General features: G+C 55.1%; 18 protein-coding genes. 11 read left to right on the forward strand and 7 right to left on the reverse strand.

Annotated features, from left to right (window positions below; genetic code table 11):
- Positions 1 to 41 precede the first annotated feature (41 nt).
- Positions 42 to 2,180, reverse strand: coding sequence for a GumC family protein (locus ACQY4Z_RS16705; RefSeq protein ID WP_428523091.1), 2,139 nt, complete (start codon positions 2,178 to 2,180; stop codon positions 42 to 44).
- 183 nt (positions 2,181 to 2,363) lie between these two features.
- On the opposite strand from ACQY4Z_RS16705, the gene ACQY4Z_RS16710 reads away from it, so the two are divergent.
- From ACQY4Z_RS16710 to ACQY4Z_RS16750, 9 genes are all read left to right on the forward strand, one after another.
- Positions 2,364 to 3,878: a hypothetical protein gene (locus ACQY4Z_RS16710; protein ID WP_428523093.1), complete on the forward strand. Its 1,515-nt coding sequence runs from the start codon at positions 2,364 to 2,366 to the stop codon at positions 3,876 to 3,878.
- A gap of 2 nt (positions 3,879 to 3,880) precedes the next feature.
- Positions 3,881 to 5,227 (forward strand): polysaccharide biosynthesis C-terminal domain-containing protein, encoded by a 1,347-nt coding sequence (locus tag ACQY4Z_RS16715; protein ID WP_428523095.1) that lies wholly within the window; start codon positions 3,881 to 3,883, stop codon positions 5,225 to 5,227.
- 2 nt (positions 5,228 to 5,229) lie between these two features.
- Entirely contained in the window at positions 5,230 to 6,366 is a 1,137-nt protein-coding gene (locus ACQY4Z_RS16720; protein WP_428523097.1) for a glycosyltransferase family 4 protein, read from the forward strand.
- The gene (locus tag ACQY4Z_RS16725) at positions 6,363 to 7,865 is read left to right on the forward strand and encodes a glucosamine inositolphosphorylceramide transferase family protein (RefSeq protein WP_428523099.1); all 1,503 of its coding nucleotides are present in this window, start codon (positions 6,363 to 6,365) and stop codon (positions 7,863 to 7,865) included. The genes ACQY4Z_RS16720 and ACQY4Z_RS16725 overlap by 4 nt, the downstream gene beginning before the upstream one ends.
- Before the next feature lie 157 nt (positions 7,866 to 8,022).
- Positions 8,023 to 10,203 (forward strand): caspase family protein, encoded by a 2,181-nt coding sequence (locus ACQY4Z_RS16730; protein ID WP_428523101.1) that lies wholly within the window; start codon positions 8,023 to 8,025, stop codon positions 10,201 to 10,203.
- A gap of 45 nt (positions 10,204 to 10,248) precedes the next feature.
- Positions 10,249 to 12,201: a CHASE2 domain-containing protein gene (locus tag ACQY4Z_RS16735; RefSeq protein ID WP_428523103.1), complete on the forward strand. Its 1,953-nt coding sequence runs from the start codon at positions 10,249 to 10,251 to the stop codon at positions 12,199 to 12,201.
- 27 nt (positions 12,202 to 12,228) lie between these two features.
- On the forward strand, positions 12,229 to 12,960 hold the full coding sequence (locus ACQY4Z_RS16740) for a hypothetical protein (RefSeq protein ID WP_428523105.1): 732 nt from the start codon (positions 12,229 to 12,231) through the stop codon (positions 12,958 to 12,960).
- Positions 12,961 to 12,987: 27 nt separating this feature from the next.
- Positions 12,988 to 15,462, forward strand: coding sequence for a PAS-domain containing protein (locus tag ACQY4Z_RS16745; RefSeq protein ID WP_428523107.1), 2,475 nt, complete (start codon positions 12,988 to 12,990; stop codon positions 15,460 to 15,462).
- Positions 15,437 to 16,666: an EAL domain-containing response regulator gene (locus ACQY4Z_RS16750; RefSeq protein ID WP_428523109.1), complete on the forward strand. Its 1,230-nt coding sequence runs from the start codon at positions 15,437 to 15,439 to the stop codon at positions 16,664 to 16,666. Before ACQY4Z_RS16745 ends, ACQY4Z_RS16750 begins: the two co-directional genes overlap by 26 nt.
- A gap of 15 nt (positions 16,667 to 16,681) precedes the next feature.
- Here ACQY4Z_RS16750 and ACQY4Z_RS16755 read toward each other — a convergent pair whose 3' ends face one another.
- From ACQY4Z_RS16755 to ACQY4Z_RS16780, 6 genes are all read right to left on the reverse strand, one after another.
- Entirely contained in the window at positions 16,682 to 17,677 is a 996-nt protein-coding gene (locus ACQY4Z_RS16755) for an ABC transporter ATP-binding protein (RefSeq protein WP_428523111.1), read from the reverse strand.
- Positions 17,674 to 18,702 carry a Gfo/Idh/MocA family protein gene (locus ACQY4Z_RS16760; protein WP_428523113.1) on the reverse strand — a complete coding sequence of 343 codons (1,029 nt, stop codon included), beginning with the start codon at positions 18,700 to 18,702 and terminating at the stop codon, positions 17,674 to 17,676. Before ACQY4Z_RS16760 ends, ACQY4Z_RS16755 begins: the two co-directional genes overlap by 4 nt.
- Positions 18,699 to 19,538 carry a carbohydrate ABC transporter permease gene (locus tag ACQY4Z_RS16765; RefSeq protein ID WP_420339958.1) on the reverse strand — a complete coding sequence of 280 codons (840 nt, stop codon included), beginning with the start codon at positions 19,536 to 19,538 and terminating at the stop codon, positions 18,699 to 18,701. Before ACQY4Z_RS16765 ends, ACQY4Z_RS16760 begins: the two co-directional genes overlap by 4 nt.
- 10 nt (positions 19,539 to 19,548) lie before the next feature.
- Positions 19,549 to 20,463 (reverse strand): carbohydrate ABC transporter permease, encoded by a 915-nt coding sequence (locus ACQY4Z_RS16770; RefSeq protein WP_428523116.1) that lies wholly within the window; start codon positions 20,461 to 20,463, stop codon positions 19,549 to 19,551.
- Between the two features lie 66 nt (positions 20,464 to 20,529).
- Positions 20,530 to 21,783, reverse strand: coding sequence for an ABC transporter substrate-binding protein (locus ACQY4Z_RS16775; protein ID WP_428523118.1), 1,254 nt, complete (start codon positions 21,781 to 21,783; stop codon positions 20,530 to 20,532).
- A complete protein-coding gene (locus ACQY4Z_RS16780) occupies positions 21,780 to 22,718 on the reverse strand; it encodes an N-acetylmuramic acid 6-phosphate etherase (RefSeq protein WP_428523120.1) in 939 nt (312 codons plus the stop codon). Before ACQY4Z_RS16780 ends, ACQY4Z_RS16775 begins: the two co-directional genes overlap by 4 nt.
- Before the next feature lie 155 nt (positions 22,719 to 22,873).
- On the opposite strand from ACQY4Z_RS16780, the gene ACQY4Z_RS16785 reads away from it, so the two are divergent.
- Positions 22,874 to 23,752 (forward strand): BadF/BadG/BcrA/BcrD ATPase family protein, encoded by an 879-nt coding sequence (locus ACQY4Z_RS16785; RefSeq protein WP_428523122.1) that lies wholly within the window; start codon positions 22,874 to 22,876, stop codon positions 23,750 to 23,752.
- Positions 23,746 to 24,501 (forward strand): GntR family transcriptional regulator, encoded by a 756-nt coding sequence (locus ACQY4Z_RS16790; protein ID WP_428523124.1) that lies wholly within the window; start codon positions 23,746 to 23,748, stop codon positions 24,499 to 24,501. The genes ACQY4Z_RS16785 and ACQY4Z_RS16790 overlap by 7 nt, the downstream gene beginning before the upstream one ends.
- Positions 24,502 to 24,508 lie beyond the last annotated feature (7 nt).

The raw sequence follows: 24,508 nt of genomic DNA on the forward strand, positions 1-24,508 counted from the left end.
TTAACGTTCAGCAAACAGAAATACGGTGCGGCTGAATTGAACTACAGCGACACCCACCGCAGCTTTTGGACCACCTCTGACGATATTCCAGAGAGAATGTCGTCGTTCATTGGATCGGGCTCGAGCTCGTCCTCTACAACGACAAACAAATCTGCGAATTCCGAGAGGCGTTGGACCTGCTTGCCGTTCTGGACGGGCGGAGCATCAACGATCATGCAAGTGTCCCGCGCTGCGCTGCTGACTGAAAATCCCTCGACAATCTCCAGGATTGAATGCCGGTTTCGGAAGTGGGTTGCCGCGATCTCTCCCGGATCAACGATTGAAAGTGAGTGCGTTTCTGGAAGGCGTAACGCGCCCGGTGTTTTCCGATGAGCGTCTATCAGGTTCTGGTTCTCAGTCAGCAGCAACACAGGAAGCCCTCGTTGTCCTGCAAGCGCTGCAATCCCGAGAACGGCGTCACTCGGATCTAGGTTCGGCTCAAGTGAGCTTACGACCACGACTGCCCCTCTGCTTTGGAGGGTTTTCACGTCACGCCGCAGCGGACCGCGTTTCAGATACTGCGCAGTTTCCTTTGGATCGAACAGTGCAGGAGATTGGGTCTGAAGCCGGTGATGGCGCATACGGGCATGCCTTTGCGCGCGGATAGGGCGGTCGGGGACTTCCTGGAAACCCATCTTCTGAATGGTCTCATTCAATCTGCCAACCGGTTCTGATAGGCGGTCACGGCCTTCTCTAAATTTTTTACCGATTTGCTTGCGGCGTCTGAAGTCAAACAGCGATTTGGGCGCCTTCTGTGATGCAGGCTTCTTCTCAACAGGAACGCCTGCCATCTCGCGGACAAACACATACAAAGTTGTACAGCCACCAAAAAGCACCAGAAAGACAAGCGCAGCAAGAACCCGGCCTGGCCGGTTTGGTTTCAGCGGAGGTAAGGCAGGGGATGCGATCCGAGCCTGACCAAGTTCCAGACCACTTTGTTTTTCCGTTGCCTTGAACCGGGCGAGAAATTCTTCATACAACTGCCGGTTTGCGGTGGCTTCGCGCTCCAGACTTGCCAACTGTACCATGGCTCTCTCTGTCCGAAGCGCAGTTTGTTTCCGCTGGTTAAGTTCGTTTGTCAAAGCTTGAAGGGTGGAATTTGCGCTCTCAAGCCGCTCTTTTTGGATCGCAAGAAGCCTGCTTTGTTCAAGAGAGATCTGCCGGTCAATTCCGGCCAATTTGCTGCGCTCGGACGTGACGCGTGGATGGCGGTCGCCATATACCCTGCCGAACTCGGACAGGTTTTGGAGGATCTGACCTCGTTCACGGCGTAACTCTGCGAGCTGTGCAGCGTCAGATTGTTCGGTCGTAGATGGAAGGCCAGCTCCGGTGCTGATCTTTTCAACGCTTGAACGGATGGCCTCTGTCTGTGCCTTAGCGGCGACTATCTGCTCGTTCAGTGTGATCAGCTCCCGCTGCAACAAAGTGCTGTCCTGAGTGACGCCAATGATGCCGTTTTCTGCTTTGTAACTGGCGACGGCTTTTTCTGACGCCTCAAGGTTTGATCGTAGGTCGTTTAGTCGTTCTTCCAGAGACGAGGCTGCTGAAGCATTTGCTGTCACCAAAGCATCTGTTTGGCTGTCTACGAAGGCTTGCGCGACAGCATTTGCATAAAGCGCGGATTTGTCGGGGTCGTTGGATGAGAACGATATTTCAACAATGAAGGTCGCGCCCACCCGATTGACTTGTAAACGCCGCTTGAAGGCTGCGAGCAGTTCACGGTCGTCAGGACCTACAGAACGCGCAAAAAACGGATCGGTCTTTGCGTCCAGGTCTTCCAATACGGGACGAAGAAACCCATCGGAATGAACGATTTGCACGATACTTTCCAGAAACGCGGCATCTGATCCGATGCCTGGCAAAACGTTTTCTGTGAGTGTTACTCTGCGTTCGCGAGGATCAACTAGAACAAGTGCAGTCGCTTTGTATGGGAACGGATATAGCGAGAACAGGACAAGCGCGATCGCTGTTAAAACAGCCGTGATGATTGTAATGCGCACCAGGTTCCGGCGGAAGAAGCCGATAATTTGCGAGAATTCAATCAAACCCTGGTTGAATGCGCCGTATTGCTGTTTTCCGTCTTGTGAAAACGGACCTTCCGGAGTCTCTTGGTTCCAAGCTCCACCTGGAATGGCGGTCATGTCAAGGCGCTCCAGTCGTATCGAAAAGCACTCTAATCAAAACAAGGCTTGGCGAAGCGGTTCTAATGCGGGTTCGTCGGTTCGGAAAAACTTAGCAATCAATCAATAACTATCCGTTAAACATAAACGTCTTCGGCGTGACGGAATGCTCAGGACGACAGCCCCGAAGAGCTTGGTATTTGCGTGAGAACTGTCGATAAAAATCAACCCTATGGCCTGGTTTCTGAGGGGTCTGACTGGAGCCGCGAGCCCTTGGGCTCTATAGCTGCAGTGATTTCCGGCTTTTTCCTGATCGGACTACCGGTCGCGGTGCATATTTTTTCTCCGGTAATTGCCGTGCCGATGGTCATGGTTTTGAGCGTTTTTCTGGCAAACTATGCGCCCCGCTTAGCGCTTGTCAGCGTCATGATTGCGCTGCTGTTCCAGAATTTCTTTGTTTCATTGGTTTCGTCTAATCTCAGTGGGCCTGATGAATTCAAGATCATTCGCGGATACAACTTTGTAATATTGGTCTCGATTTGGTCCACCTTTTTCGTCAGTTACTGGACACGGTTTCGTGGGCAAAACGCATCAATTGATCTGATCATGAACCTGACGTTTGGCGTTGTTGCGCTAGTCATTTTTTATTTTTTGACAGGCTTCGTTCAAAACCCGACCCCGGCTGTCATCTACCTTCGGAACATTCTGACGCCGATACTCATCTTGCAGATCGCCTTGATAACGTCTTGGCGGTTCGAATTCAGTCTGAACACACCGCTTTTCATCATTAGTGCGATATTCCTTCTGATGGGATACATCGAACTGATTTTTCGGGAGGATTGGCTCTACTTCACCGGCGGTAAGAGTTACTGGGAACTGGACACGCGTTCTGCACGCTTGTCTCTTGCTTGGGACCAAGATGCGCGGGAGACCGGTTATGTCATGCTGGGCTTTCTTGATGCTTTCAAGGTTGATTTGTTCAATACACCCTTGCTGGACGGATTGGATCTGCGGGTAATTCGCCTCATGGGCCCAAATATGCACGCGATCAGCTATTCCTATGCAGTGGTGTTCCTGCTGGTATTCGCACTGTTTCGCGGCTCCTTTATCATGGCGGTGCTGCTCTTCCCCTTGCTGGTCTTTGCCAATGCAAAAGGCGCTTTAATTCTCTTCATTTTGGTGCTCGGAGCATGGTTTGCATTCAAACTCTTCGGCGCGCGGCTGAGCCTTTGGGTCACAGGATTTGTACTGGCACTCTATGCCGTCGCGGGAATTGTGGTCGGGCTTCAGATCGGCGACTTTCACGTGCTTGGCTTCATGGGGGGGCTATATAGTTTTTTTGGTTTCCCGTTCGGACATGGCATCGGTGTGGGAGGCAACCTCGGCACCGACTTTACCCAGTTGGACTGGCCAGCCTACCAGGCCGCAGGGCGCACGCCGGTCGCAATCGAGAGCGCGGTTGGAGTTTTGCTCTATCAAATGGGACCAGCTGCGTTTTTTCTACTTGGGGTATACATCTGGCTTGGGTGCCAAACACTTAGGGTGGCTTCCTTTACAGGTGCATCTCTTCACATTGCCGCGAGTTTTGCTTTGTTAACCGTTCTTGTGAACGGAATTTTTCAGGAAGAGGCTTTATTCTCCCCGCTCGCCCTCGGGCTTTTGATTACTATTAATGGCATGGTGCTCGGCCAGGCCATCCGAAAGGGCTTCGTTCCATAGGCATGAAAAACCTGTTCGCCTCTCTGGCATCGTTCGCACTTAGGGCTGAAACGCGGGGTGTGATCATCTCGATGATGGTCAAAGCTGCCTCTATCCTGTCGGCCTTCACTCTCTTCACCTTGAGTGCACGCGTGTTGGGCGAGGAGCAGTTCGGCCAGTTTGCGCTGTTTTTCAGTGCGGCTTCCATGGCAGCTGTTGCCGCAGCTTTCGGCCAGGAAATGCTGATCATCCGGATCTGGAACGAAAATGTTGCCGCCGGGCGAATTTCGGTTGCCAAAGGCGGGATCGTGTTTGGGCTGTTGATTTCAGCCCTAGGCGCAACTCTAGGCGCTGTAGTGATGGCGGGGATTGTCTATTTCTACGGCAATGGAGCGGCAGCCTTGAGCGCCGGATTATTTGTTACTGCTGCTGTCTTTCTGCTGTTCTTCTCAAGCTTGGCCCGGTCGATTGTCAGCATATTGGTCGGTGATGGTCAGAGAGAGTTGACAGCGTTGCTGTTTGCAAACGTTGTGCTCATCATCTGTCTCGTCTTTGACCGGAGCTCATCCGTCACATCTGTTGTCAATTTGATTGTCCTCGGAAAAGTCGTTGCGATTGCCGTTCAGGTTTTTTTCCTAACCCGGGTCCTGCGCCGAACACATCCGAAGATATTTGTGGCCAAACCGGAGTTCGCCATTCGGCGTTGGTTGCCATCATCCACGCGGCTCTGGTTTGCCAGTATTTTGGAAGCCTCCAACCAATATCTCGATGTCGTTCTGGTTGGCTATTTGCTCGATCCGATGGCCGCGGGGGCCTATTTTGTCACAACCCGGCTTGCCAACGGATTTGCGTCTGTTGCGGACGCGTTCAACATGTTTGCCATGCGGCAATTTCCAGAGCTTTACTACAAAGCGGATGAGGGCGGGCTGCTTCGGTTGTTGCAGACCCTTGCAATTCTGACGGCGCTTGCAGTTCTTGGCGGTCTATTTGTTGTTGGCGTCGCCGGTCACTGGCTGCTCATGATCTTTGGCTCAGAGTATATGGCTTACTATCATGTTCTGGTGATCCTATGTGTCGGCAGTGCCGCAATGGCAGCAACAGGCCCGGCGGCGCCCGTGTTGATGTTGACCGGGCATGAGGGGGCTTATTTACGGATCGTCGCTCTCAGCGTTTTCTTACGCGTGGCTGGTTTCTTTCTGATTGTTCCAATGTTCGGAATAACCGGCGCAGCTGCTGCCACGACGGTATCGCTTGTCGCAATGGCTGTTCTGGTGAGCATCCGGTCACGCGCTGCCACAGGGTACAATGTGACGGCAACCCGTATCCTGGGCGGACTGGCACCGGATCGCATGGACACGAAGGAATCGTGAGCATGAGTGGGCAACGCATTCTCTTTATCCAAACGCAGGCGGAAAATGCCGGTGCTCAGGAAGTCTCCCGTCTCCTCGGTGAACACTTAACAAACCGTGGTCACACAGTCCGGCATCTTTTCTTTTACAAGAAGTCGGAAGATTTTTCGGCGCCTTCGGACACAGTTATCGTGTGTCAAACACGGCCGTCCAAGTGGCGTTTCTTTTCTTTCATCGGAGAATTCTACAAGGCCATTCGGGACTTCAAGCCGGACTGTGTTTTTTGCTTTCAGCATTTTGGGAATGTAATCGGTGCGCCGGTCGCCAGGCTTGCAGGCTGTCCTGTCGTCATTGCCAATCAGGTGACAGCCCCCAGCTTGATCAATCCTTTGGTCGCCCTTCTCGACAAGGGGCTCGGGATCGCCGGGATCTACGACCGGGTCACTGTGAATTCCAACTTTCTGCTCGATACCTATGGCCGATACCCAAAACGTTATGTGTCGAGACTGGGTTTGATACCGCAAGGGTTTGAGACCAAAGACTATGCGATGGACAAAGCCTCGGCCCGAAAGAAACTTGGGCTGCCGCAAGGTGTGCCGCTTCTTGGTGTTTCCGCGCGACTGAACCCGGCCAAGCAAATTGACAAGGTTTTCACACTTCTCGCAGATCAGCCGGAATGGCACTTTGCGATTGCGGGTCAGGGCCCGGATTTTGAGCGTCTGCAAAATGAAGCCGGCAAACTCGAAATAGCATCCCGTGTTCACTTCCTGGGTGAATTTGCCCCCAGCCAGATCGGTGAATTTCTCGCCAGTCTGGACGTGTTCACATTTCCATCTGCTGCAGAAAGTTTCGGGCTTGCGGCCATCGAAGCAGCACAGGCGGGTGTTCCCGTGGTGGCCAATGATTTGCCGGTTTTGCGGGAAGTGCTTCAAGCCAATGGCAAACCATGTGCTCTGTTCGTTGACGTTATGGACCCCGAAGCGTTCGCGAGTGCCATTGCCACGGTCTTGAAAGATTCGAAAGTGGCGCAGACATTTCGTGACCGAAGCGGTGATTTGAAAGAGCGGTATTCGCTGAATGCCATGGTGGATGCGTATGAAGCCCTTGCGACTGGCAAAGACCTCTCCACGGACAAGCATCAGGTTATGGCGGTCTCATGAAGATCGGGATCGTTGTTGAAACAGACCGGTGCCGACGCTGGTTGTTGCATCTAGCAGAGCTTATCAAAACGTCACAGTCAGCTGAGGTGGTCTATCAGCTGAAAGAACCGTCAGCGTCTGTATCCAGGGAACTCAAAACGGCCCTTCAACTTGAGGGTCGCATTCTCGGCACTGATCCGACCTCAGGAATGAGCGATCTGGACCGTTCGAACCTGCCTCAGATCGGCGGAAAGGAAACCGAACTTGTGTTCGACCTCACCGCTAGTGGAAGTGGCAGTACCGGCTCCAAGACTTTTGAGGTCCGATACAACGGTGTCCGCGGAGAGGAAGCCCTGTTCGCTGCCTTGATGACCAAAGGTACACCATTCATAGAAATAGTTGATCTGCAAACCGGCACTGTTGCGGCTTCCGGAACCGCCTCGTTCGAAGCCGCAAAAGGACTTCGTGGCGCAATGGACGCCGTCTTTTCACGGGTTGCGGTTCTGATCAAAAAGGTCGTGGAAGGATCTCACGCGCACGGCACGCCAATGAAAACAGAGGTATCTCAAGCGGTCACGCAGAAACAGGTTCTGAGCCGGATGTTGCGGGAGGCTGCTGTCACCCTGATACGATCTGTCTACAGAGCGTTTTTCTTCACGTCCCATTGGCGGGTGGGCTGGAGATTTGTTGACGGTGAGGGCGTTGCGGGCACCCGTGACCTGAGCGGAGAGCCTTGGCACGTTCTCAAAAGCCCGCACAACACGTTCTTCGCCGATCCTTTTCCAATTGAGAAGGATGGTCGCTTTTTTTTGTTTTTCGAAGCCTTGCCACACGACACCCAAAAGGGTGTCATCTCAATGGTGGAGATGACAAAAGATGGTCCGGTTGGCGAAGCATCGACGGTTCTGGAAGAACCGTGGCATCTTTCTTATCCCTTTGTTTTTGAACGGGATGGAGAGTTCTGGATGATCCCGGAAAGCTCCACAAATAAGGAAGTCGTGCTTTACCGGGCAGCAAGATTTCCCGGCCAATGGGAGCGGCACACTGTCCTGCTGTCTGGTGTGGAGGCGGCAGATGCGACCATCATTGAGTATGAGGGGCGGTTCTGGATGTTTGCCGTCACCCGAAACGGTGTCGGCGGGTATTCCGACTGTTTGAGCCTCTATTATGCAGATGACATGTTCGGCCCTTGGCAAGCCCACCAGAAAAATCCTGTCCTCGTTGATGACCGTGCCGCTCGGCCGGCAGGACGGTTCTTTTCGCAGGGCGGAGATTTGTGGCGTCCGGTCCAGGATTGCCGAAACGGCTATGGAGCGGCACTCGCCTTTGCCCGCGTCGACGAATTAAGTCCGACAACGTTTCAGCAGTCGGTTCATGAAACGCTGACACCAGGGCCGTTGTGGCCTGGACGCAAATTGCATACTCTGAACAAGGTGGGTGATCTGGAGGTTATTGACGGGTGCACTTACCATCCAAAATCAGAACTCGCTGCGAAAACAAAAGCCTTTTTCAATAGATAGAGCCCTGAGATAAAAGCATGAGCTGTCGGCTCAACACAGTTGGCGGGTCGGTTGACGTCGAATTTTAAAAAGGTCGGGCACTGTAGACGCCTACAATTGACGTTACGTTCTTTCTCATATCAAATTATCGGAACATATCCGTCAACGGAGGCGTGAGATGGCCCTGACATTGCCGGGAAGTCTTTTCAAAAACACCATGTTTCTGGCGTTTGTGCTTATTCTGACCATATGCGGTTCTGCAGTTGGAAGTGAGCGGCACGCCTTAGTCATTGGTAATGCCGATTATGACAGTAAGACACTGACTGCGTTGAAAAACCCGGCAAACGATGCCGCGCTGGTTGCAGACAGTCTCAGATCCGCCGGGTTTACGGTAGAGCTCGTGTTGAACGCCAACTTGCGCACCATGAAACGCTCGGTCCGGGACTTCTCCGACAAACTGAAAGCAGCGCCGAAGGGCTCCTTGTCGGCGTTCTACTATTCTGGGCACGGGTTTGAAGCGGGTGGAAAGAACTATCTAGCGCCGCTTGAAGCGGATTTGCGGGATGAAGTTGATGCTGAGTTCGAGGCTCTTTCGGTCGACTGGGTGCTCACCGCAGTTGAGAGCTCACATGAAGGCGCAAACATCGTCATCCTGGATGCGTGCCGCAACACAGCTCTGACACGCTCTGCGGGCGGGACCGCCGGTGGTTTTTCCCTTCTGACCAGCACACCGCGCGGAAGCTTCATTTCCTTTGCGACAGCCCCTGGCAGCACCGCGACAGACGGAGCTGGATTGAACAGCCCTTACACCGCTGCAATTGCCCGTGAAATGCTTGTTCCTGGCGCGTCGATTGAAACGGTCTTCAAGCGCGTTCGCCAGCAAGTGGTCGAGGCAACGGGCGGCGAACAGGTGCCGTGGGACCACTCCTCTTTGACACAGGATATCGTGCTGCTGCCTGGCGGAACAACGCAGGACACCGGAGCACAATCGGCAGCGCCGCTCAGTGCTGATGCCATTCAGGTCGAACTGCAGTTCTGGAACGATGTGAAGGACTCCGATGATCGCCAGCAGATCCAGGCCTATCTGGACCGGTTCCCCCAAGGGGCGTTCTCTGAACTTGCCAAGGCAAGGCTTGCCCAAATCGGCTCAGGGGCTTCTGGAGACATCGAACAGCTTTTCGCCAAGATCCAGAGCCGGTCGTTGCTGGTCGAAAATCCGCAGCGACCGCATGAGTTTTACGCCAATGCGCGTCTGCGTGAGATCAAAGGCGATTATCCCAAAGCACGTCAGGATTATCTGAAATACTTCGCCTTCGGAGAACCGCAAGTCGATCCGCATGTCCGGTTCCAATCGGTGCTGAAAATCCAGGAGGGGCGGGCAGGCGCGCGCGAAGTCTATAATGCCTTTTCGCAAGGCCGGCGCGATCCAACAACACTCTTCGCCGAGATCTTGCTGGAAGAGCGCGAGGAACGCGTTCGCCGCATGGCTGCGTTCATTGATGCATATCCGGATTTCACACCGGCTTATTACGCTCTGAGCCAGGATTTTTCTGCGGCGCGGGTTGGGCAGCAATCCCTTGCCGACAAGACCCAGGAACTGGAGCTGTTGCAGAAATTCCAGCAGCGCGTCGATGAAGGACGGTTCCTGAGATACTTCATCGACCAGCAGATGGCCGCCCAATGGCAGGAAGATGCCAAGACACGGTTGGCGGCCTTATCGGTCATGAACACCGCTGCCCTCAGCAATCCGGTCAAAATCAATGCCATGCGTAGCAATCAGGGTTGGATGATCAATCTGGCGATCGCCGACCGCACGCAAGAGATCTTCGTCAAACTGCCGGATCAGGATTTCAAGTCGACCGGTTTCATGGCGAATTCCATGGATCCAACGACTGGCCGGCCGATCGCTTATCCGATGATCGAGCTCCCCGGGAACGCTGGCGAAATGGATATTGCGGTCAAATACACCGACATTCGCGGCGAAGAACAGGGACCGTTCCAGATCAAGTTCAGTCCGGGCCTGGCCCTCATCGCAGGGCAAAAAGATATCTTGGAAAGGATGCCGAATGGCTGGCTCAGCTACCGGGACTATGACGGCAAGCGGCTGGTCTATTTCACCCATTTGATCAGTTACCGGTGCGCCATTGATGAAGTGCGTTATGGATTGGATACGGATGCGCCGGATCAGACGTTTGAGATCGGTGCCTGCGATCCCGACAATCCGCATGCAATCCCTTCCAGCGGGCCTGGGTCGACCGTTCATGCGACCATTCCGAAGCCGACGCAGTTCATATCTGTGCAGTTGACTTATGCCGATGGCACGCAATCAGAAGTCCAACGATTTGATGCACCGAACTAAGGTGTTCTCAGCTGTCGACTGGCAAAACACATTTGGCAGCCCGCGATGACAACCTCGTCGCCGCCCGGCAGACCTGAAACCAGTTTTCTGGGGCGCTGGGGCAGTGCGGTTTGCGCAGCGCTGTTTGCAGTGCTGATTGCGATACCGGTTGCCAGCCGACTTGACCCGATCGTTGGCGACCTTGGCGTCTTGGAGTTCATGCCCAGCGAGCAAGTCTCCGACGCGGATATTGTGATCGTTACGATCACAGAAGATACGTTGGCTTCTTTCCCTTACCGCTCGCCGATTGACCGCGGGTTTTTGGCTGAACTTTTGGTCACACTCGACGCGGCCAAACCGGCAGGGATCGGTGTTGATGTATTGCTGGACAGTCCGAGTGAACCTGAAAAAGACGCCCGGATGTTTCAGGTTCTCGATGATTTGGCGACCCCTGTTGTACTGGCGACCGTTCCCGCCAGTCTTCTGACGGAAAAACAAACTGCTTATTTGGGGTCCGTGGTGGAACGCCGGCAACCGGGGTCTGTGATTTTGCAAAGAGACGATGCAGATGGCATTCTGCGGCATCTGCCCGTCAATGATGGCGAGACACCGCTATTCACCGAAGCGCTTGCAAATCAGCGTTTTGAAAAGACGCCTTTTGACAGCCGGATCCTGTACCCCGGGCTTTCGGCTGATGAGGCGGGGCCGTTCCCGCGCTACCCCGCCCATACCGTCGCCTTTCTTCCTCAAGACTGGTTTACCGGCAAATATATTCTGATTGGAACGGATCTTCCGGGCACGGACCGCCATGCGACGCCTTTAGCCTCCGTTCAGGGTGTCGAGGCTGGGGACCTGCCAGGCATAGAGATCCATGCTCATGTGCTGGCGCAGTTGTTGTCCGGACGCTCGCTTGCAGTTCCAACCTTTGCCCAGTCAATTGGGTTGCTTATCCTCTTCGCCGCCGTTTCGGCCGTTGTCTTTACGATCTTCCGGCAGCCAAAGGTGTTTTTCACCGGTTTCGTGATTTGCCTCGGTCTTTATGGGGGGATGGCTTGGGGATTAATGCAGGCGGGGACCGCTTTGCTCCCGGTTCTCGGCCCTGTGACCGCAGCATCGGCAAGTGTTTTTCTGCTGGCTCTTGTGCGATGGCGGCAGGACCGGCTGGAGCGTGCGTTCGTGGTGTCGGCTTTTGAAAAATACGTTAGTCCGGAAGTCGTCAGAAGGTTGGCAACGGGTGAAGTTGAACTTGCGCTGGGCGGAGAGAAGCGCTTGGTCACGTATGTTTTTACCGACCTGGCTGGGTTCACGACCCTTTCTGAGGGGTTGCCGCCGGATCGCGTCGCAGAAATCCTGAATGGATATCTGGATGAAGTCTGTGACGTGGTTTTCCGTCATGGGGCAACGCTCGACAAGCTGATCGGCGACGCGGTGGTCTGTTTCCTGGGGGCACCCGAAGATGATCCGGGGCAAGCAACGAAGGCGGTCGCCCTCGCTGTAGAGCTGGATCAGACCGCGGAGCGGTATCGGAAATCCTTGTTGGACCAGGGTGTGTCGCTGGGCGTGACCCGCATCGGGGCGCATTGCGGCGATGCGGTGATCGGGAATTTCGGTGGTCACCGTTTCTTCGATTACACCGGTATTGGAGATACGGTGAACACAGCGGCACGATTGGAAGGTGCCAACAAATATATTGGCTCTCGCATCTGCGTTAGTCAGACTGTTCTGGACCGGCTTGAAGGGAATACTGATTTTGTCTTCCGGCCCCTCGGCGAAGTTGTTCTGAAGGGGCGGCAGCAGACCCTTGGCTGTTTCGAACCAAGTCCCAAAAGCGTCTCCGAGGAAACCTGGTTTCAGGATTACATCGCTGCTTACGATCAGCTGAACGAAGATTCAGAGGTTGCAAAAACCCTTTTTGAACGGGTTTTGACTATCAAGTCAGATGACGGGCCATCCCGGTTTCATTTGGCCCGGCTGGAAAAAGGGCTGTCTGGCACGAAGGTTGTCTTGTCGGAGAAGTGACGCTTCACCAGCGCCTGAGGAGTGAAGATGGCGAAAAGACTTTGGATTTGCCTGTCAGCATTGGCGGTGATGTTGCTGCCAGCGCATGCGGAGATCGTCGTTGTCGCGGTCAGCGGTACAGACGAAATCGCGCCGGGAACGAGATTGGTAACCGGGCAGTCGATCAACTTGCCGGAGGGCGCCAAACTCACTCTCCTATCCCAAAGCGGTGAAATGCAAGTCCTCGAGGGGCCGTACTTTGGTGAACCGGCGGCTAATAATGAGGCCTCAACTCAAAAAACTGACGCTGCGGGTTGGTCGGCGGTCCTTGCACTTGTCGGTGATCCGGACGCGCGATCCGATGTCATGGGCGCATCTAGGGTCACTGATGGTGCGTTCATGGTGCCGCCGAGCATCTGGCATGTCAGCGTCGACAGTTCCGGTCCACGGTGCACCTTGCCGGATACTGTGGCCTTATGGCGCCGGGATGCCGGACAGGGCACAGGTATCTCTATCCGCAGCAGCGCGGGTCGGCTGACGGATGTCGCTTGGCCGGCGGACGAACACGTGATGGCGCTGCCGAACGAATTCGCGGCGGATGGCCGAATGATGGTTTCCATTAACGGTCAACTCCGGGACTTGGCTTTGATCGTTGCGCCTGACGAATTGCCGCAAGCCGGGCCCGGTGCCGTGTTTACGTGGTTGATGGAACACAAATGCCAACGCCAAGCCTTGGCGTTGATTGAACGGGTCCATGCGGGGTTGAACCTGACGGATTGATCTGGTCGGGCATTAGGGAGCATGCAGATGAACAGGGACGGACTGCTCGAAAGCGTGCTTTCAAGCATGATCCAGGGCGTTGCTGTGTTCGGTGAGGACCTGAAGCTTCTCGCCTGGAACCAGAAGTTCCGCGACATGCGCCATTACCCCGACGAGCTGGTCTTCGAAGGCCAAAGCGTCGAAGCCCTCATTCGTTTTGACGCCGAGCACGGTGAGTTCGGGCCTGGAGATGTGGACGAGATCGTCCAGGGCTTGATGCAGAAAGTTCGGTGTTTCGAAGAACACGCCTTTGAACGCGCGCGCCCGGACGGCACCTACATGGAGGTCAAAGGCGGGCCGTTGCCGGGCGGCGGGTTTGTCAGCACCTATTCCGACATCACGGAACGGGTTACGGCGCGCCATCAGCTGCTTCGGCAAATGGAAGAACTGAAGGAGGCGCGTCAGGCCACACTGGACATGATGGAAAAGGCCGAGGCGAACCGCAAGCGAGCTGAGGAGCTTCGGGAAAAGGCCGAAAGTGCCACAAAGGCCAAGGATATGTTTCTGGCTGCCATGAGCCATGAAATCCGTACGCCGATGAATGGTGTAGTCGGCATGATTGATCTGTTGACTCATACCGATCTGGACGACGATCAGAGGCAAATGGCCTCGACCATCCGGGACTCTGCCTTTGCCCTTCTGACCATCATCAACGACATCCTTGATTTTTCCAAGATTGAGGCTGGCAAGTTGGACCTGGAGATGATCCCGATGTCCATTCTTGATGTCGCGGAGGGCGTCGGTGAAACCATGGGGCCGAACGCCTGTGCCAAAGGCCTCGATTTCATCGCCTATAGCGATCCAAGGATTCCGGCAGAAGTTGCAGGAGACCAAGTTCGGCTGCGCCAGATCTTGTTCAACCTTCTTGGCAACGCAGTGAAATTCACTGAGACCGGCCAGGTCACGCTTCGGGTGGATCTGCATGAGATTTCAGAAGGCCAAGCTACCGTCCGGTATCAGGTGCAAGATCACGGGATCGGTATGACCCCGGAACAGACGGCAATGCTCTTCCAACCATTTCAGCAGGCCGATGTGTCCACCACCCGCCGGTTTGGCGGCACGGGTCTGGGGCTCACCATTGTGCGGCGCTTGGTTGACATGATGGGTGGAACAATCGACGTGGAAAGTAGTCCAGGTGTCGGCAGCACCTTTATAGTCACATTGACACACGAGATCGTTGAAGAGGCAGGTGTCGAAACCGGCCATGAGCTGGCGGGTGTGAAGGTTCTGGCACTTGTGCCCGATGACCCGATACGGAGGACTCTTGTTGAGACCTACCTTGGTTGCTCGGGCATTTCCGTTGACCTTGTGAGCGAGCCGGAGCTTCTTTTTCAAACAGCAACTGAGGCGCATGAAAAGTCGGCTCCATACGACACTGTCCTGTTAGGTCTCGGGTATGAGGAAACGGCAAGATCGGATCTACGGGAGCGTTTCCGCGCCGATGGGGATCTTCAGAAAACACGATTTGTCATCGAACGCCGGATGGCCGATCTTGGAACGCCGCTGGAGTTGCCGGATACGACAGTTGTGCCAGCCACACCGCTCACGCGCCGAAACTTGCTGAATGCTCTCTGTGTTGCGATGGGACGGGCTTCACCCCGCGCTATTAGACAGGCTCCCTCGGTCGAGGCGGACGGGTACGTTGCACCGAACGCAGAAGCGGCCGTGGCCAATGGTGAATTGGTTCTGGTGATAGAGGACAACAAAACAAACCAGGATGTCATTCAGCGGCAGTTGCGTCTTCTAGGGTATCAATGCGAGATCGCGGAAGATGGTGAAGCCGGGCTGGCAGCGATGCGATCCGGCCGCTTTGGCGTTGTTCTGTCGGACGTGCACATGCCGAAGTTGGACGGGTTGGAAATGGCGCGCCAATTCCGTTTGTACGAGACCAACGGTTCACCCCGGCTTCCGATCATCGCGATAACCGCAAATGCGCTTCAAGGCGAAGCCGACCGGTGTCTTGAAGCGGGCATGGATGATTTTCTGCCGAAACCCCTTGAGATGAAAAAGCTCAAGGAAATGCTGAAGCGCTGGCTGCCGCATGCAGCGGTCAATTGTGTTGATTTGCCTACCGAAACTAGCCGTCAAGATGGAAGCGCAACCGCCGTCGGTTCACCAATGAACACCGCTGAACATGCGCCGATTGATCTGTCGCCCTTGGAAGAGATCTTTGGAGATGATCGAGAGACCATCCATGAGGTTCTGACTGATTTTGTTGATCCTGCATGGCATGTTGTTGGAGAAATTGCAGACGCCGTTGAAGCACAAGATGCGGCCGCAGTTGGCGCGGCGGGTCATAAACTCAAGTCCTCGGCGCGGGCTGTCGGCGCGAATGAACTCGCTGATCTCAGTTTGAGTCTGGAGAAGGCTGGAAAAGCAGACGATTGGGCTGCCATTAACGTGGAGTTTCCAAAGCTTCGGCCAATAATGCAACAGATTGCGTCCCACATTGCTGACCTTTGACGAGAACTGGACCCTTGATATGGGCATGGCCAAGGTGTTGATCGTGGATGATGACCCGTTCATCACGACCTTAACGACCAAGATACTGACCAGAATTGGATATGACACGGTCCTGTCGGCGGAGGACGGTGCCAAGGGCCTGGACGCTGTGGAGGCCCATGCGCCCGATGTCATTCTCTGCGACCTAAACATGCCGGGCATGGACGGTCTAGAGTTTCTGCGCCACCTTGCCGAGCGGGATGCGCCCTGCGCGATTATCCTGGTGAGCGGCGAGGACAAGCGGATCCTGCAAACAGCAACGCAGCTTGCCGAGGCGCATCGGCTAAAAGTCCTTGGGGCTATTCAAAAGCCGATCAAACCCGATCCGCTTAAGGTCTTGCTCGACAAGCACGTTGCCCAACAAACAGCTGCGAGACGCGGACCGATTGAAAGTCTTCCGCTTGAGACAATCAAAGCTGGGTTGGAGAGCGGAGCGATAGATGTCTTTTTCCAGCCGAAGGTCGCAGTACCGGACCGGAAATTGATCGGGGTTGAAGCATTGGTCCGCTGGCGCGGCGAAGATGGCAAGTTGATCCCACCAATCGCCTTTGTGCCAGTGATTGAAGAAAACGGTCTGATCGACGAAATGACGCGTCAGGTGTTTGAGAAATCGATGGCCACATCAGCTGGATGGCAGAGCGAAGGTCTCGACATCAAGGTGGCGGTGAATTTCTCCGTAGATTCCTTAACGCGTTACGAGGTGTTCGATCTGGTTATTGCGGCGATCGCAAAGGAAGCCATCGATCCGCATTCCGTGATCATCGAGGTAACCGAAAGCCGGATCATGGAGGATGTTGCAGCGCCGCTCGAGATCCTTACGCGTTTACGGATGAAGGGCGTCGGACTTGCCATTGACGACTACGGCACCGGCGCTTCGTCGATGCAGCAGCTGAAACGCATCCCGTTCACCGAGCTGAAGATCGATCGGGCGTTCGTCGATGGCGCACCCCAAGACGATGAAGCCCGCGCAATGCTGGAGTCCAGCGTATCGTTGGCCAAAAAACTGGGCCTTTCCACAGTCGCTGAAGGTGTCGAAACACAGGCGGAATGGGATCTCATCGCCGAGTTGGGAGTTGATGTGGTGCAGGGCTATTTCATCGCCAAGCCAATGCCATCTGACGAGCTTTTGGTATGGGCACGCCAGAATGGCGATCTCGCCAGCTGATGCGTTGTCCCGATCTCAGGCCTTGCGAACACCGTTCGCATCGAAGTAGCGGGCCTTCTCTTGCGCAAACCCGAGTGCGACCTGCTGGCCTGCGGGTATGTCATGCTGTCCAAAGAACCGTGCGGTGATCTGTTTGTCGCCAGTCATGGCGATGACATTGGTGTCTCCGCCGAGATGCTCGACATGCTGAACCGTCGCCTTGATCGGGCCTTCTGCGGACAGAACCAGATCTTCCGGCCGTATCCCGAGCGTCCGGGTGTCACCGGGTGTCACGGTTTCTGCTGGCAGGAAGTTCATTGACGGAGACCCAAGGAAACCTGCCACGAACTGGTTGACCGGATTGTTGTAGAGCTCCATTGGGCTGCCGATCTGTTCCACGCGCCCGGCCCGGAGAACGACAATCTTGTCGGCCAGCGTCATTGCTTCGGTCTGGTCGTGCGTCACATAGACGATGGAGGTTCCGAGCTGTTGGTGCAGATTGGCAATCTCCAGCCGCGTGTTCATACGCAGTGCCGCATCAAGGTTCGAGAGTGGTTCATCAAACAAGAACAGCTTCGGCTGGCGGACAATCGCCCGGCCGATCGCCACCCGTTGACGCTGGCCGCCGGAAAGCTCCGACGGATACCGGTCGAGATAGTCTTCCAGATTGAGCATCCGGCTGGCTTCCGTGATGCGGCTCGCGATCTCTGCCTTGCTATGGCCTTCCTGCTTCAACGCAAGAGACATGTTCCCGCGCACGTTGAGGTGCGGATAAAGCGCATAACTCTGGAACACCATGGCGATGCCGCGCTTCGAGGGCGGGGTGGTGTTGACGACATTCCCGCCGATGTTCACCTCGCCTGAGCTGGCGTCTTCCAATCCGGCGATAATCCGCAGCAACGTGGATTTGCCGCAGCCGGATGGACCGACAAAAACAACAAACTCGCCTTCTTCAACCTCAATGTTGATGTCCTTGAGAACCTCAACAGCGCCAAAGGATTTGTAGACATTTTTGAGAGAAAGAGCGGTCATTGCGCTGTTCCTAAGGTGATCGGTTGGCCCGTGCGGATGCTTTCGTCCGCCGCTAGGCAAATGGCGAGGGATTGAACGGCGTCCTGCATATGGCGCGTCAGATCAATATTTTCGGTAATGGCGCGCACCATATAGGTTTGCTCTGCATCGCAAAGCTCCTGGTGGCCGGGCTCATCCGGCATGTCAATGGACACATCCCCGTCTGGCCGGTGGACGAGAATACTGCCGACCTTGGTGTGGCCGTCGATATCTGCGGAAGCGCCCTTGTTGCCATCGGTAATGGAGACCGAGCCGTTAGGCGAGACGATGTCTTTCACAAAGAAGGCGGTTTCCGACATCATTGGTCCCCAACCAGCTTCATACCAGCCAACAGATCCGTCGTCGAAAACCACCTGAAACTGCCCGTAATTGTACATGTCCTCGGCGATTTCATTGGAGAGCCTTACGCCCATGCCATGGACACGAAGCGGTTTGCCGTCGGTGATCTGGCACATGACATCGACATAATGCACACCGCAATCCACGATCGGACTTGTGGTCCGCATCAAGGCCTTGTGCGTTTCCCATTCCGCGCCAGACGACTGCTGATTGAGATTGAGCCGGAAGACGAACGGACCACCGAGATTACGGGCTTCCTCGATTAGCCGGATCCAGGACGGATGGTGACGCAGGATATAACCAACCACCAGTTTGCGGCCTGTCTCTTTCGCCTTGGCAACAACCCGCTCGGCATCGGATACCGTTGTGGCCAAAGGTTTTTCTACGAACACATGCGCCCCGGCTTCCATGGCCGCACAGGCATAGTCTGCGTGACTGTCGGAGTAGGTGGCGATCACGACGAGATCCGGTTTTAGTTCCAGTCCTTCTGAGAAGCTTTTGAGGCGCGGGTAGGGCTGCAGCTCCTCAGGAAGCTCGACCTCAGAGCGGTTTACGAGGCCAACGATTTCCACGCCAGGAAGTTTGTGAAGAGCGAGCGCATGGGACAATCCCATGTTGCCGAGGCCCGCAATGACAGCTCGGATCATTTGACTGCTCCTGAGGTTAGGCCGCGGATCAACTGTCGCGAGAAGATCACATAGAGGATCAGTACCGGAAGGATTGCCATGGAAAGAGCGGAGAGAACCGCGTTCCAGTCGGTTACGAACTGCCCGATGAATACCTGGCTGCCGAGTGTTAGCGTCTTGGTCTCTTCCGCAGGTGCCAAGATCAATGGGAACCAGAGATCATTCCAGATCGGGATCATGTTGAAGACGGCGACCGTTGCCAAGGCCGGCCGGACGAGTGGCAGCACCAGCCGGAAGAAGATCGTGTATTCGCTGAGGCCGTCGACGCGGGCAGCATTTTTCAGATCGTCCGAGACCTGACGCATGAACTCGGTCAGAATGAAGACCGCGAGTGGCAGACCTTGGGCCGTATAAACGAGGATCAGCGCCCAGAGCGTGTTGACCAGCCCGGTGGAGACCATCATTTCAAGGATTGCGACAGTGCCGATCCGGATCGGCACCATGATGCCGAGCGCCAGATAGAGGCCAAGGATCATGTTGCCGCGAAACCGATACTCGCTGAGGGCAAACGCGGCCATCGCACCGAAGAGCAAAATGAAGAACAGCGATGCCACGGTGACGATCATCGAGTTCTGAAAGTAGAGAAAGAAATCTCCCTGTTTCATGACCGTCTGGTAGCCGATCATTGAAAAGCTCTCGGCGTTTGGCAAGGCCAGAGGCTCCCGGAAGATGAATTTCCGGCTTTTGAAGCTGTTGATCAGGATAATGAATACTGGGAAGAGCGCGATCAGCGTGTAGAGGATCAACGCGCCGTGCATGGCTACAGAATTGAAGGGATTTGTGCGGGCCTGGCTCATGGTCTTGACCTCACAGCTGATACCGGCGGAGCCGGGTCTGAATGCCGAACAGGTAGATACAGACTCCGACGAGAATGATGGCGAACATGGCACTCGCAACGGCTGCACCCATATGCGGATCGCCGAGCTGAAGCTGGAAGCCGAAGAAAGTCCGGTAGAAGAATGTGCCGAGGATATCGGTCGAGAAATCCGGGCCGGCGAGGGCACCTTGCGAGGCGTAGATCAAGTCGAACGCGTTGAAATTGCCGACAAATGTGAGGATTGAGATGATCCCGATCGATGGCAAGATCAATGGCAGCTTGATTTTCCAAAAGGCGTTCATTCCCGTGATGCCGTCAATCTCACCAGCTTCCAGAATCTCTTCCGGGATGGTTAGAAGCGCTGCGTAGATCAGCATCATGGGGATGCCGACAAACTGCCAGACCGAGATCAGCGACAGGGTTGTCAGCGCATACTCTTCCTTGCCGAGCCAAGGTTGGTACAAGAAACCGAGACCGACAGAACTCAGCATTGTCGGGGCGATGCCCCAAATCGGAGACAGAATGAGTTTCCATGCGAAACCGACAATCACGAATGACAGGATGGTCGGGATAAAAATCGCGGATCGGTAAAGCGCTGCAAATCGGAGTTTGGGATGAGACAGCAATGCTGCAAGTGCAATCCCGATCGGGTTTTGCACCAGCATGTGGATCACGAAGAACCAGACATTGTTGCCGAGGGCGTTCCAGAACTGGTCCGCCCAGACCGGGTCGCCGAACAACGTCATGAAATTTTGCAGGCCGACGAAAATCCGCTCCTGATCTATCCGGCTGTAGAGCGCCAGACGCAGGGTGTTGAACAGCGGCAAGATCATGATTGTCGTATAGACCAGCACGGCGGGTGCCAGGAAAACGGCAATATGCCAGCGTATGCGGGGGCGGTTCATGCGGCCTCCGGTTCCGATCCGGGTAGCTAGATGGCTACCCGGATTGTTTGTTTAGAAGGGACAGGCTTATTGGTGCGGTGCGTACCAGCTAGATAGGCCTTCCTGAAGCTTCGCTCCTAGCGCCTCTGGTGTCTCGGTCCCCTTGATAGCAGCCACGCTTGCGCCCCAGGTTTCGTTTTCCAGGTTTGGCGTCCCGCGCGATAGGATCTGGTAAGTCGACCGGATGGTGGACTCACATTCCCCGCGCCAGCTGGCAAACTCTTGCGCAAGCGGGTCTTCCAGTTCGACAGGTGTTTTCGACAAGGGGAAGAAACCCGGTAGAGCGTTGCCGAAGATCGATGCGAATTCGGGGCTGGCAACCCAAGCCAGGAACGTCTTTGCGGCATCGGCATTCGGACTTGCTGCATTGAGACCAATTCCGATGTCCGTGTGATCCGAGATGTAGCAGGTATCGCCGTCAGCTTTCACAGGTGCCTTGAACGCGCCCATTTCAAAATCAGCCTGTGTGTTGAAGCCTGCAATTTCCCAGCTGCCGGCAGGGTAAATCGCTGCGCGGCCCAGAGTGAACAGGTTTTGGCTGTCGGGGTAGGTTTGTGCCTCGTAGCCGAACCCAAGATAAGGTTGCCATTTGGCAAGCGTTGCGTATGGGGCAACCCATTGCTCATCGGTCAGTTTCTGCTCGCCCTTGATCAGTGCGAGACGGCCTTCTTCGCCCTTCCAATAGTTTGGGCCAATGTTGTTGTAGCCCATGGTGGCTGCTTCCCACTGGTCATTCGTACCCATGGCCATCGGGATATAGCTGCCGTCGTCCTTGATCTTATCCAGAACCCCGAAAAACTCGGCTTCCGTGGTTGGAACCTCAAGGCCAAGCTCTTCAAAAGCATCCTTGTTGTAGATGAACCCGTGAATGACGGAGGCCATCGGAACGCAGAACGACGCAGAGGCGTCGTCAGTCTGCCAGGCGGACTTTGCAACATCGGAGAAGTTGGACATGGCCTCCATGTCATCAAGCGCAGAGAGGTGACCGGCTTCGTAAAGTGCGAGGGAGGCATCAAATGGGCGGCAGGTGATAAGGTCACCCGCGCTGCCGGCTTCCAGTTTTGAATTCAGCGCCGCGTTGTATTCGGTCGGAGCCGTCGGAGAGAAGACGACTTTGATGCCAGGATTGTCTTTTTCAAAGGCCGGGATGATCTTGTCCTGCCACAGCGTCAGATCGTCCGTCCGCCAGCTTTCAATTGTCAGCGTGACATCGTCAGCCATTGCGGCAGTCGTCAAAAGTGCGGTGCTTGCAAGAGCAATGCCCAGGGTTCTCAATTTCATGATGCTTTCCCCTCTGTTTGAAGAAATGGTTTTTTCTTCCGGGTCTCCGCCCGGATTTGTTCCAGCGCTGGGCGCAGATGCCCGCGAGTGTTTTCCAAAAGACTGATTGCCTGCTCGATCGAACTCGCGCCAGCGGCCAAAAGGCAGGCTGTCTTGACATTGCCATCCGCTGACTTGAGTGCACCGGTGGCATCTCCATCAGAAACTCCGGTGATCGTTGCCACCATCCGCTCGGCACGATCCCGGAGTTTGATGTTGTCAGCGCGCAAATTCACCATCATGCCGTCGTAGATGTGCCCCAGGTTCAGGGCCATCAGTGTCGAAAGCGCATTCAAAGCGATTTTTTGGGCCGTACCTGCTCCCATGCGGGTCGAACCGGAGACGACTTCGGGCGCGGTTGGCAGATAAATGGCGTGCTTGCTCATTGCAAAAAGCGGCGCATTCGGGTTGTTTGCGATTGCGATGACCGTCGCGCCGGCTTCTTTTCCAAGACGTGCTGCCTCAAGGGTGTATGGTGTGGAGCCACTGGCTGAGACCACAATAATCGTGTCGTTTTTCGAAAGTGTTGCGAGATCTGCTGCCAAGCTGGTCGTCGCATCTTCCGTGTCGCCCGGCATATGCGCGGATGTGGGAATACCGCCTGCCATAAGGATTTGGACCTGATGCTCCGGAATGCCGAATGTGCCGCCAAGCTCCATTGCATCAGCCGCTGCCATCAAGCCTGACGAGCCTGCGGCGATATAGTAGAGGGCCCCGCCGGTGCTTATTGAAGTGGCCATGTCGTCGGCAGCTGCGGCGATGAGTTCCGTTGCTGTAGAAGTTGCCTGAGCGGCCGAGACCTGACCATCAATAAGGATCGCTGCGACGTCCTCTAAAGGACGTGAATCCAATCCAGAAGCAAGATTGTGCAGTTTTTCCGTGGCTGCCTCAGGCACGCGATCCTCCGTAAATTTTCGCTATAATACCTTTGTAATACCATTTGTCCAGATGTTAATCGAAATTTGTGGATAGGCAAACGAATCTATATCCAATTAGGAGTTTGGTATCTCTTTTCTGTTGATTTTATCAAAAGGTATTATATAGGTATTATATGATTGATTTCTCGGATCAGTGGGTTTTGGCGGTTGATGGCGGCGGTACGCGCTGCCGTTTGGCGTTGAGTTCGCCAGCTGCGGATATCCGTGTCGAAGTCGGCTCTGCCAATGTGACAACGGACATTTATGCAGCTCTCTCGGAGATCAACGTTGGATTGAAGGCTCTCGCAGGCAAAGCAGATCTTGCTCAGGGCGAACTCGCACGCGTTCCCGCCTATTTTGCCCTGGCTGGCTATCAGGCAGACCGAGACCGCGAACAGTTGCTAGACGGTGTTCCGCTTAGGCGCATAAAGGTTGAAGATGACCGGCCGGCGGCATTGCTCGGGGCTCTTGGGTGCAAAGATGGAGCCTTGATCCATAGCGGTACAGGGTCGTTCTTTGGTGTTCAGGTTGATGCGACGACGAGGTTTTCCGGTGGCTGGGGGGCGGTTCTTGGTGACTTCGGCTCAGCAGCCTGGTTTGGCAAATCCGCTTTGGCTCTTGTCCTTGATGCCGAAGATGGTCTGTTTCCTCGAACTGTCTTGGCCGAAGCGTTAAATGACCGCTTTGGCGGAGTTGCGGGAATACTGGCGTTTGCAATCACCGCGGCGCCAGCAGATTTTGGCGCTCTGGCGCCAGAAATTCTGTCTCAATCCGATGATCCCATTTCGCAGCAGCTAATAGGGCAAGCTGTATCGCATTTTGACGAAAACCTTCGGCATCTCGGATGGTCGGCGGGGATGCCAGTTTGTTTGACGGGTGGTCTTGCACCTCACCTGGCGCCATTTCTCACCGAACCTGTTCGCAAGAATCTACGCTCAGCAGCCGGGTCGCCGATCGATGGTGCAATTGCCATCGCGCGGGAGTTTGCAAAAGAGGTGCAGGTCGCATGCTGAATGATTTCCTGATGCCTGATCAGTGGTTTTCTCAAAATGCCGGGCCGAGATACGTGCAGCTTCGGCATCGACTTGAAGAAGCTATCGAAACCGGGCTGCTTCCGGCCAACAGTTCGTTGCCTCCAGAGCGGGAAATCGCAGAACTAACAGGTTTTTCACGGGTGACGGTGCGCAAGGCCATTCAGGAAATGGTTAAGGATGGGGCGATCGAGCAGCGTCAGGGCTCTGGCTCTTTTGTTCGGGAAACAACGCAACGGGTGGAGCAGTCGCTGTCCCATCTAACCTCCTTCACTGAGGACATGGCCAACCGCGGCATGCAAACGACTTCCAGATGGCTGGAGCGCGGTGTTTTCATGCCAAATGCGGAAGAGATTGAGACTTTGGCCTTAACGCCGGACGATCAAGTGGCGCGCATTTACCGCCTTCGGGAGGCGGGTGGTCAGCCGATGGCACTGGAGCGCGCAGCTCTTCCTTTGGACATACTGCCCAATCCGCTCGAAGTTGTGACGTCGCTTTACGAAGTGCTTGCAAAACATGGCCATCGTCCTGTTCGTGCCGTCCAGAAAATCGCCGCCGTCAACCTTGAACCTGCCGACGCCCACCTCTTGAGTGTTCCTGAAGGTACTGCAGGTCTTCGGATCCAGCGCATTTCTTACCTGGAAAGCGGACGGGTCGCGGAATTCACACAATCCATCTATCGCGGAGACGCCTATGACTTTGTTGCAGAGCTCCGGCTGTCTGATCGATGAGGGCCCT

This window comes from Roseibium sp., assembly GCF_965276855.1.
Classification (GTDB): domain Bacteria; phylum Pseudomonadota; class Alphaproteobacteria; order Rhizobiales; family Stappiaceae; genus Roseibium.

Excerpts from the sequence above, each read along its gene's own strand:
- ACQY4Z_RS16705 (WP_428523091.1), bottom strand. The coding sequence starts at position 2,180 with ATGACCGCCATTCCAGGTGGAGCTTGGAACCAAGAGACTCCGGAAGGT.
- ACQY4Z_RS16715 (WP_428523095.1), top strand. The coding sequence starts at position 3,881 with ATGAAAAACCTGTTCGCCTCTCTGGCATCGTTCGCACTTAGGGCTGAA.
- ACQY4Z_RS16720 (WP_428523097.1), top strand. The coding sequence starts at position 5,230 with ATGAGTGGGCAACGCATTCTCTTTATCCAAACGCAGGCGGAAAATGCC.
- ACQY4Z_RS16725 (WP_428523099.1), top strand. The coding sequence starts at position 6,363 with ATGAAGATCGGGATCGTTGTTGAAACAGACCGGTGCCGACGCTGGTTG.
- ACQY4Z_RS16730 (WP_428523101.1), top strand. The coding sequence starts at position 8,023 with ATGGCCCTGACATTGCCGGGAAGTCTTTTCAAAAACACCATGTTTCTG.
- ACQY4Z_RS16735 (WP_428523103.1), top strand. The coding sequence starts at position 10,249 with ATGACAACCTCGTCGCCGCCCGGCAGACCTGAAACCAGTTTTCTGGGG.
- ACQY4Z_RS16740 (WP_428523105.1), top strand. The coding sequence starts at position 12,229 with ATGGCGAAAAGACTTTGGATTTGCCTGTCAGCATTGGCGGTGATGTTG.
- ACQY4Z_RS16745 (WP_428523107.1), top strand. The coding sequence starts at position 12,988 with ATGAACAGGGACGGACTGCTCGAAAGCGTGCTTTCAAGCATGATCCAG.
- ACQY4Z_RS16755 (WP_428523111.1), bottom strand. The coding sequence starts at position 17,677 with ATGACCGCTCTTTCTCTCAAAAATGTCTACAAATCCTTTGGCGCTGTT.
- ACQY4Z_RS16760 (WP_428523113.1), bottom strand. The coding sequence starts at position 18,702 with ATGATCCGAGCTGTCATTGCGGGCCTCGGCAACATGGGATTGTCCCAT.
- ACQY4Z_RS16765 (WP_420339958.1), bottom strand. The coding sequence starts at position 19,538 with ATGAGCCAGGCCCGCACAAATCCCTTCAATTCTGTAGCCATGCACGGC.
- ACQY4Z_RS16770 (WP_428523116.1), bottom strand. The coding sequence starts at position 20,463 with ATGAACCGCCCCCGCATACGCTGGCATATTGCCGTTTTCCTGGCACCC.
- ACQY4Z_RS16775 (WP_428523118.1), bottom strand. The coding sequence starts at position 21,783 with ATGAAATTGAGAACCCTGGGCATTGCTCTTGCAAGCACCGCACTTTTG.
- ACQY4Z_RS16785 (WP_428523122.1), top strand. The coding sequence starts at position 22,874 with ATGATTGATTTCTCGGATCAGTGGGTTTTGGCGGTTGATGGCGGCGGT.
- ACQY4Z_RS16790 (WP_428523124.1), top strand. The coding sequence starts at position 23,746 with ATGCTGAATGATTTCCTGATGCCTGATCAGTGGTTTTCTCAAAATGCC.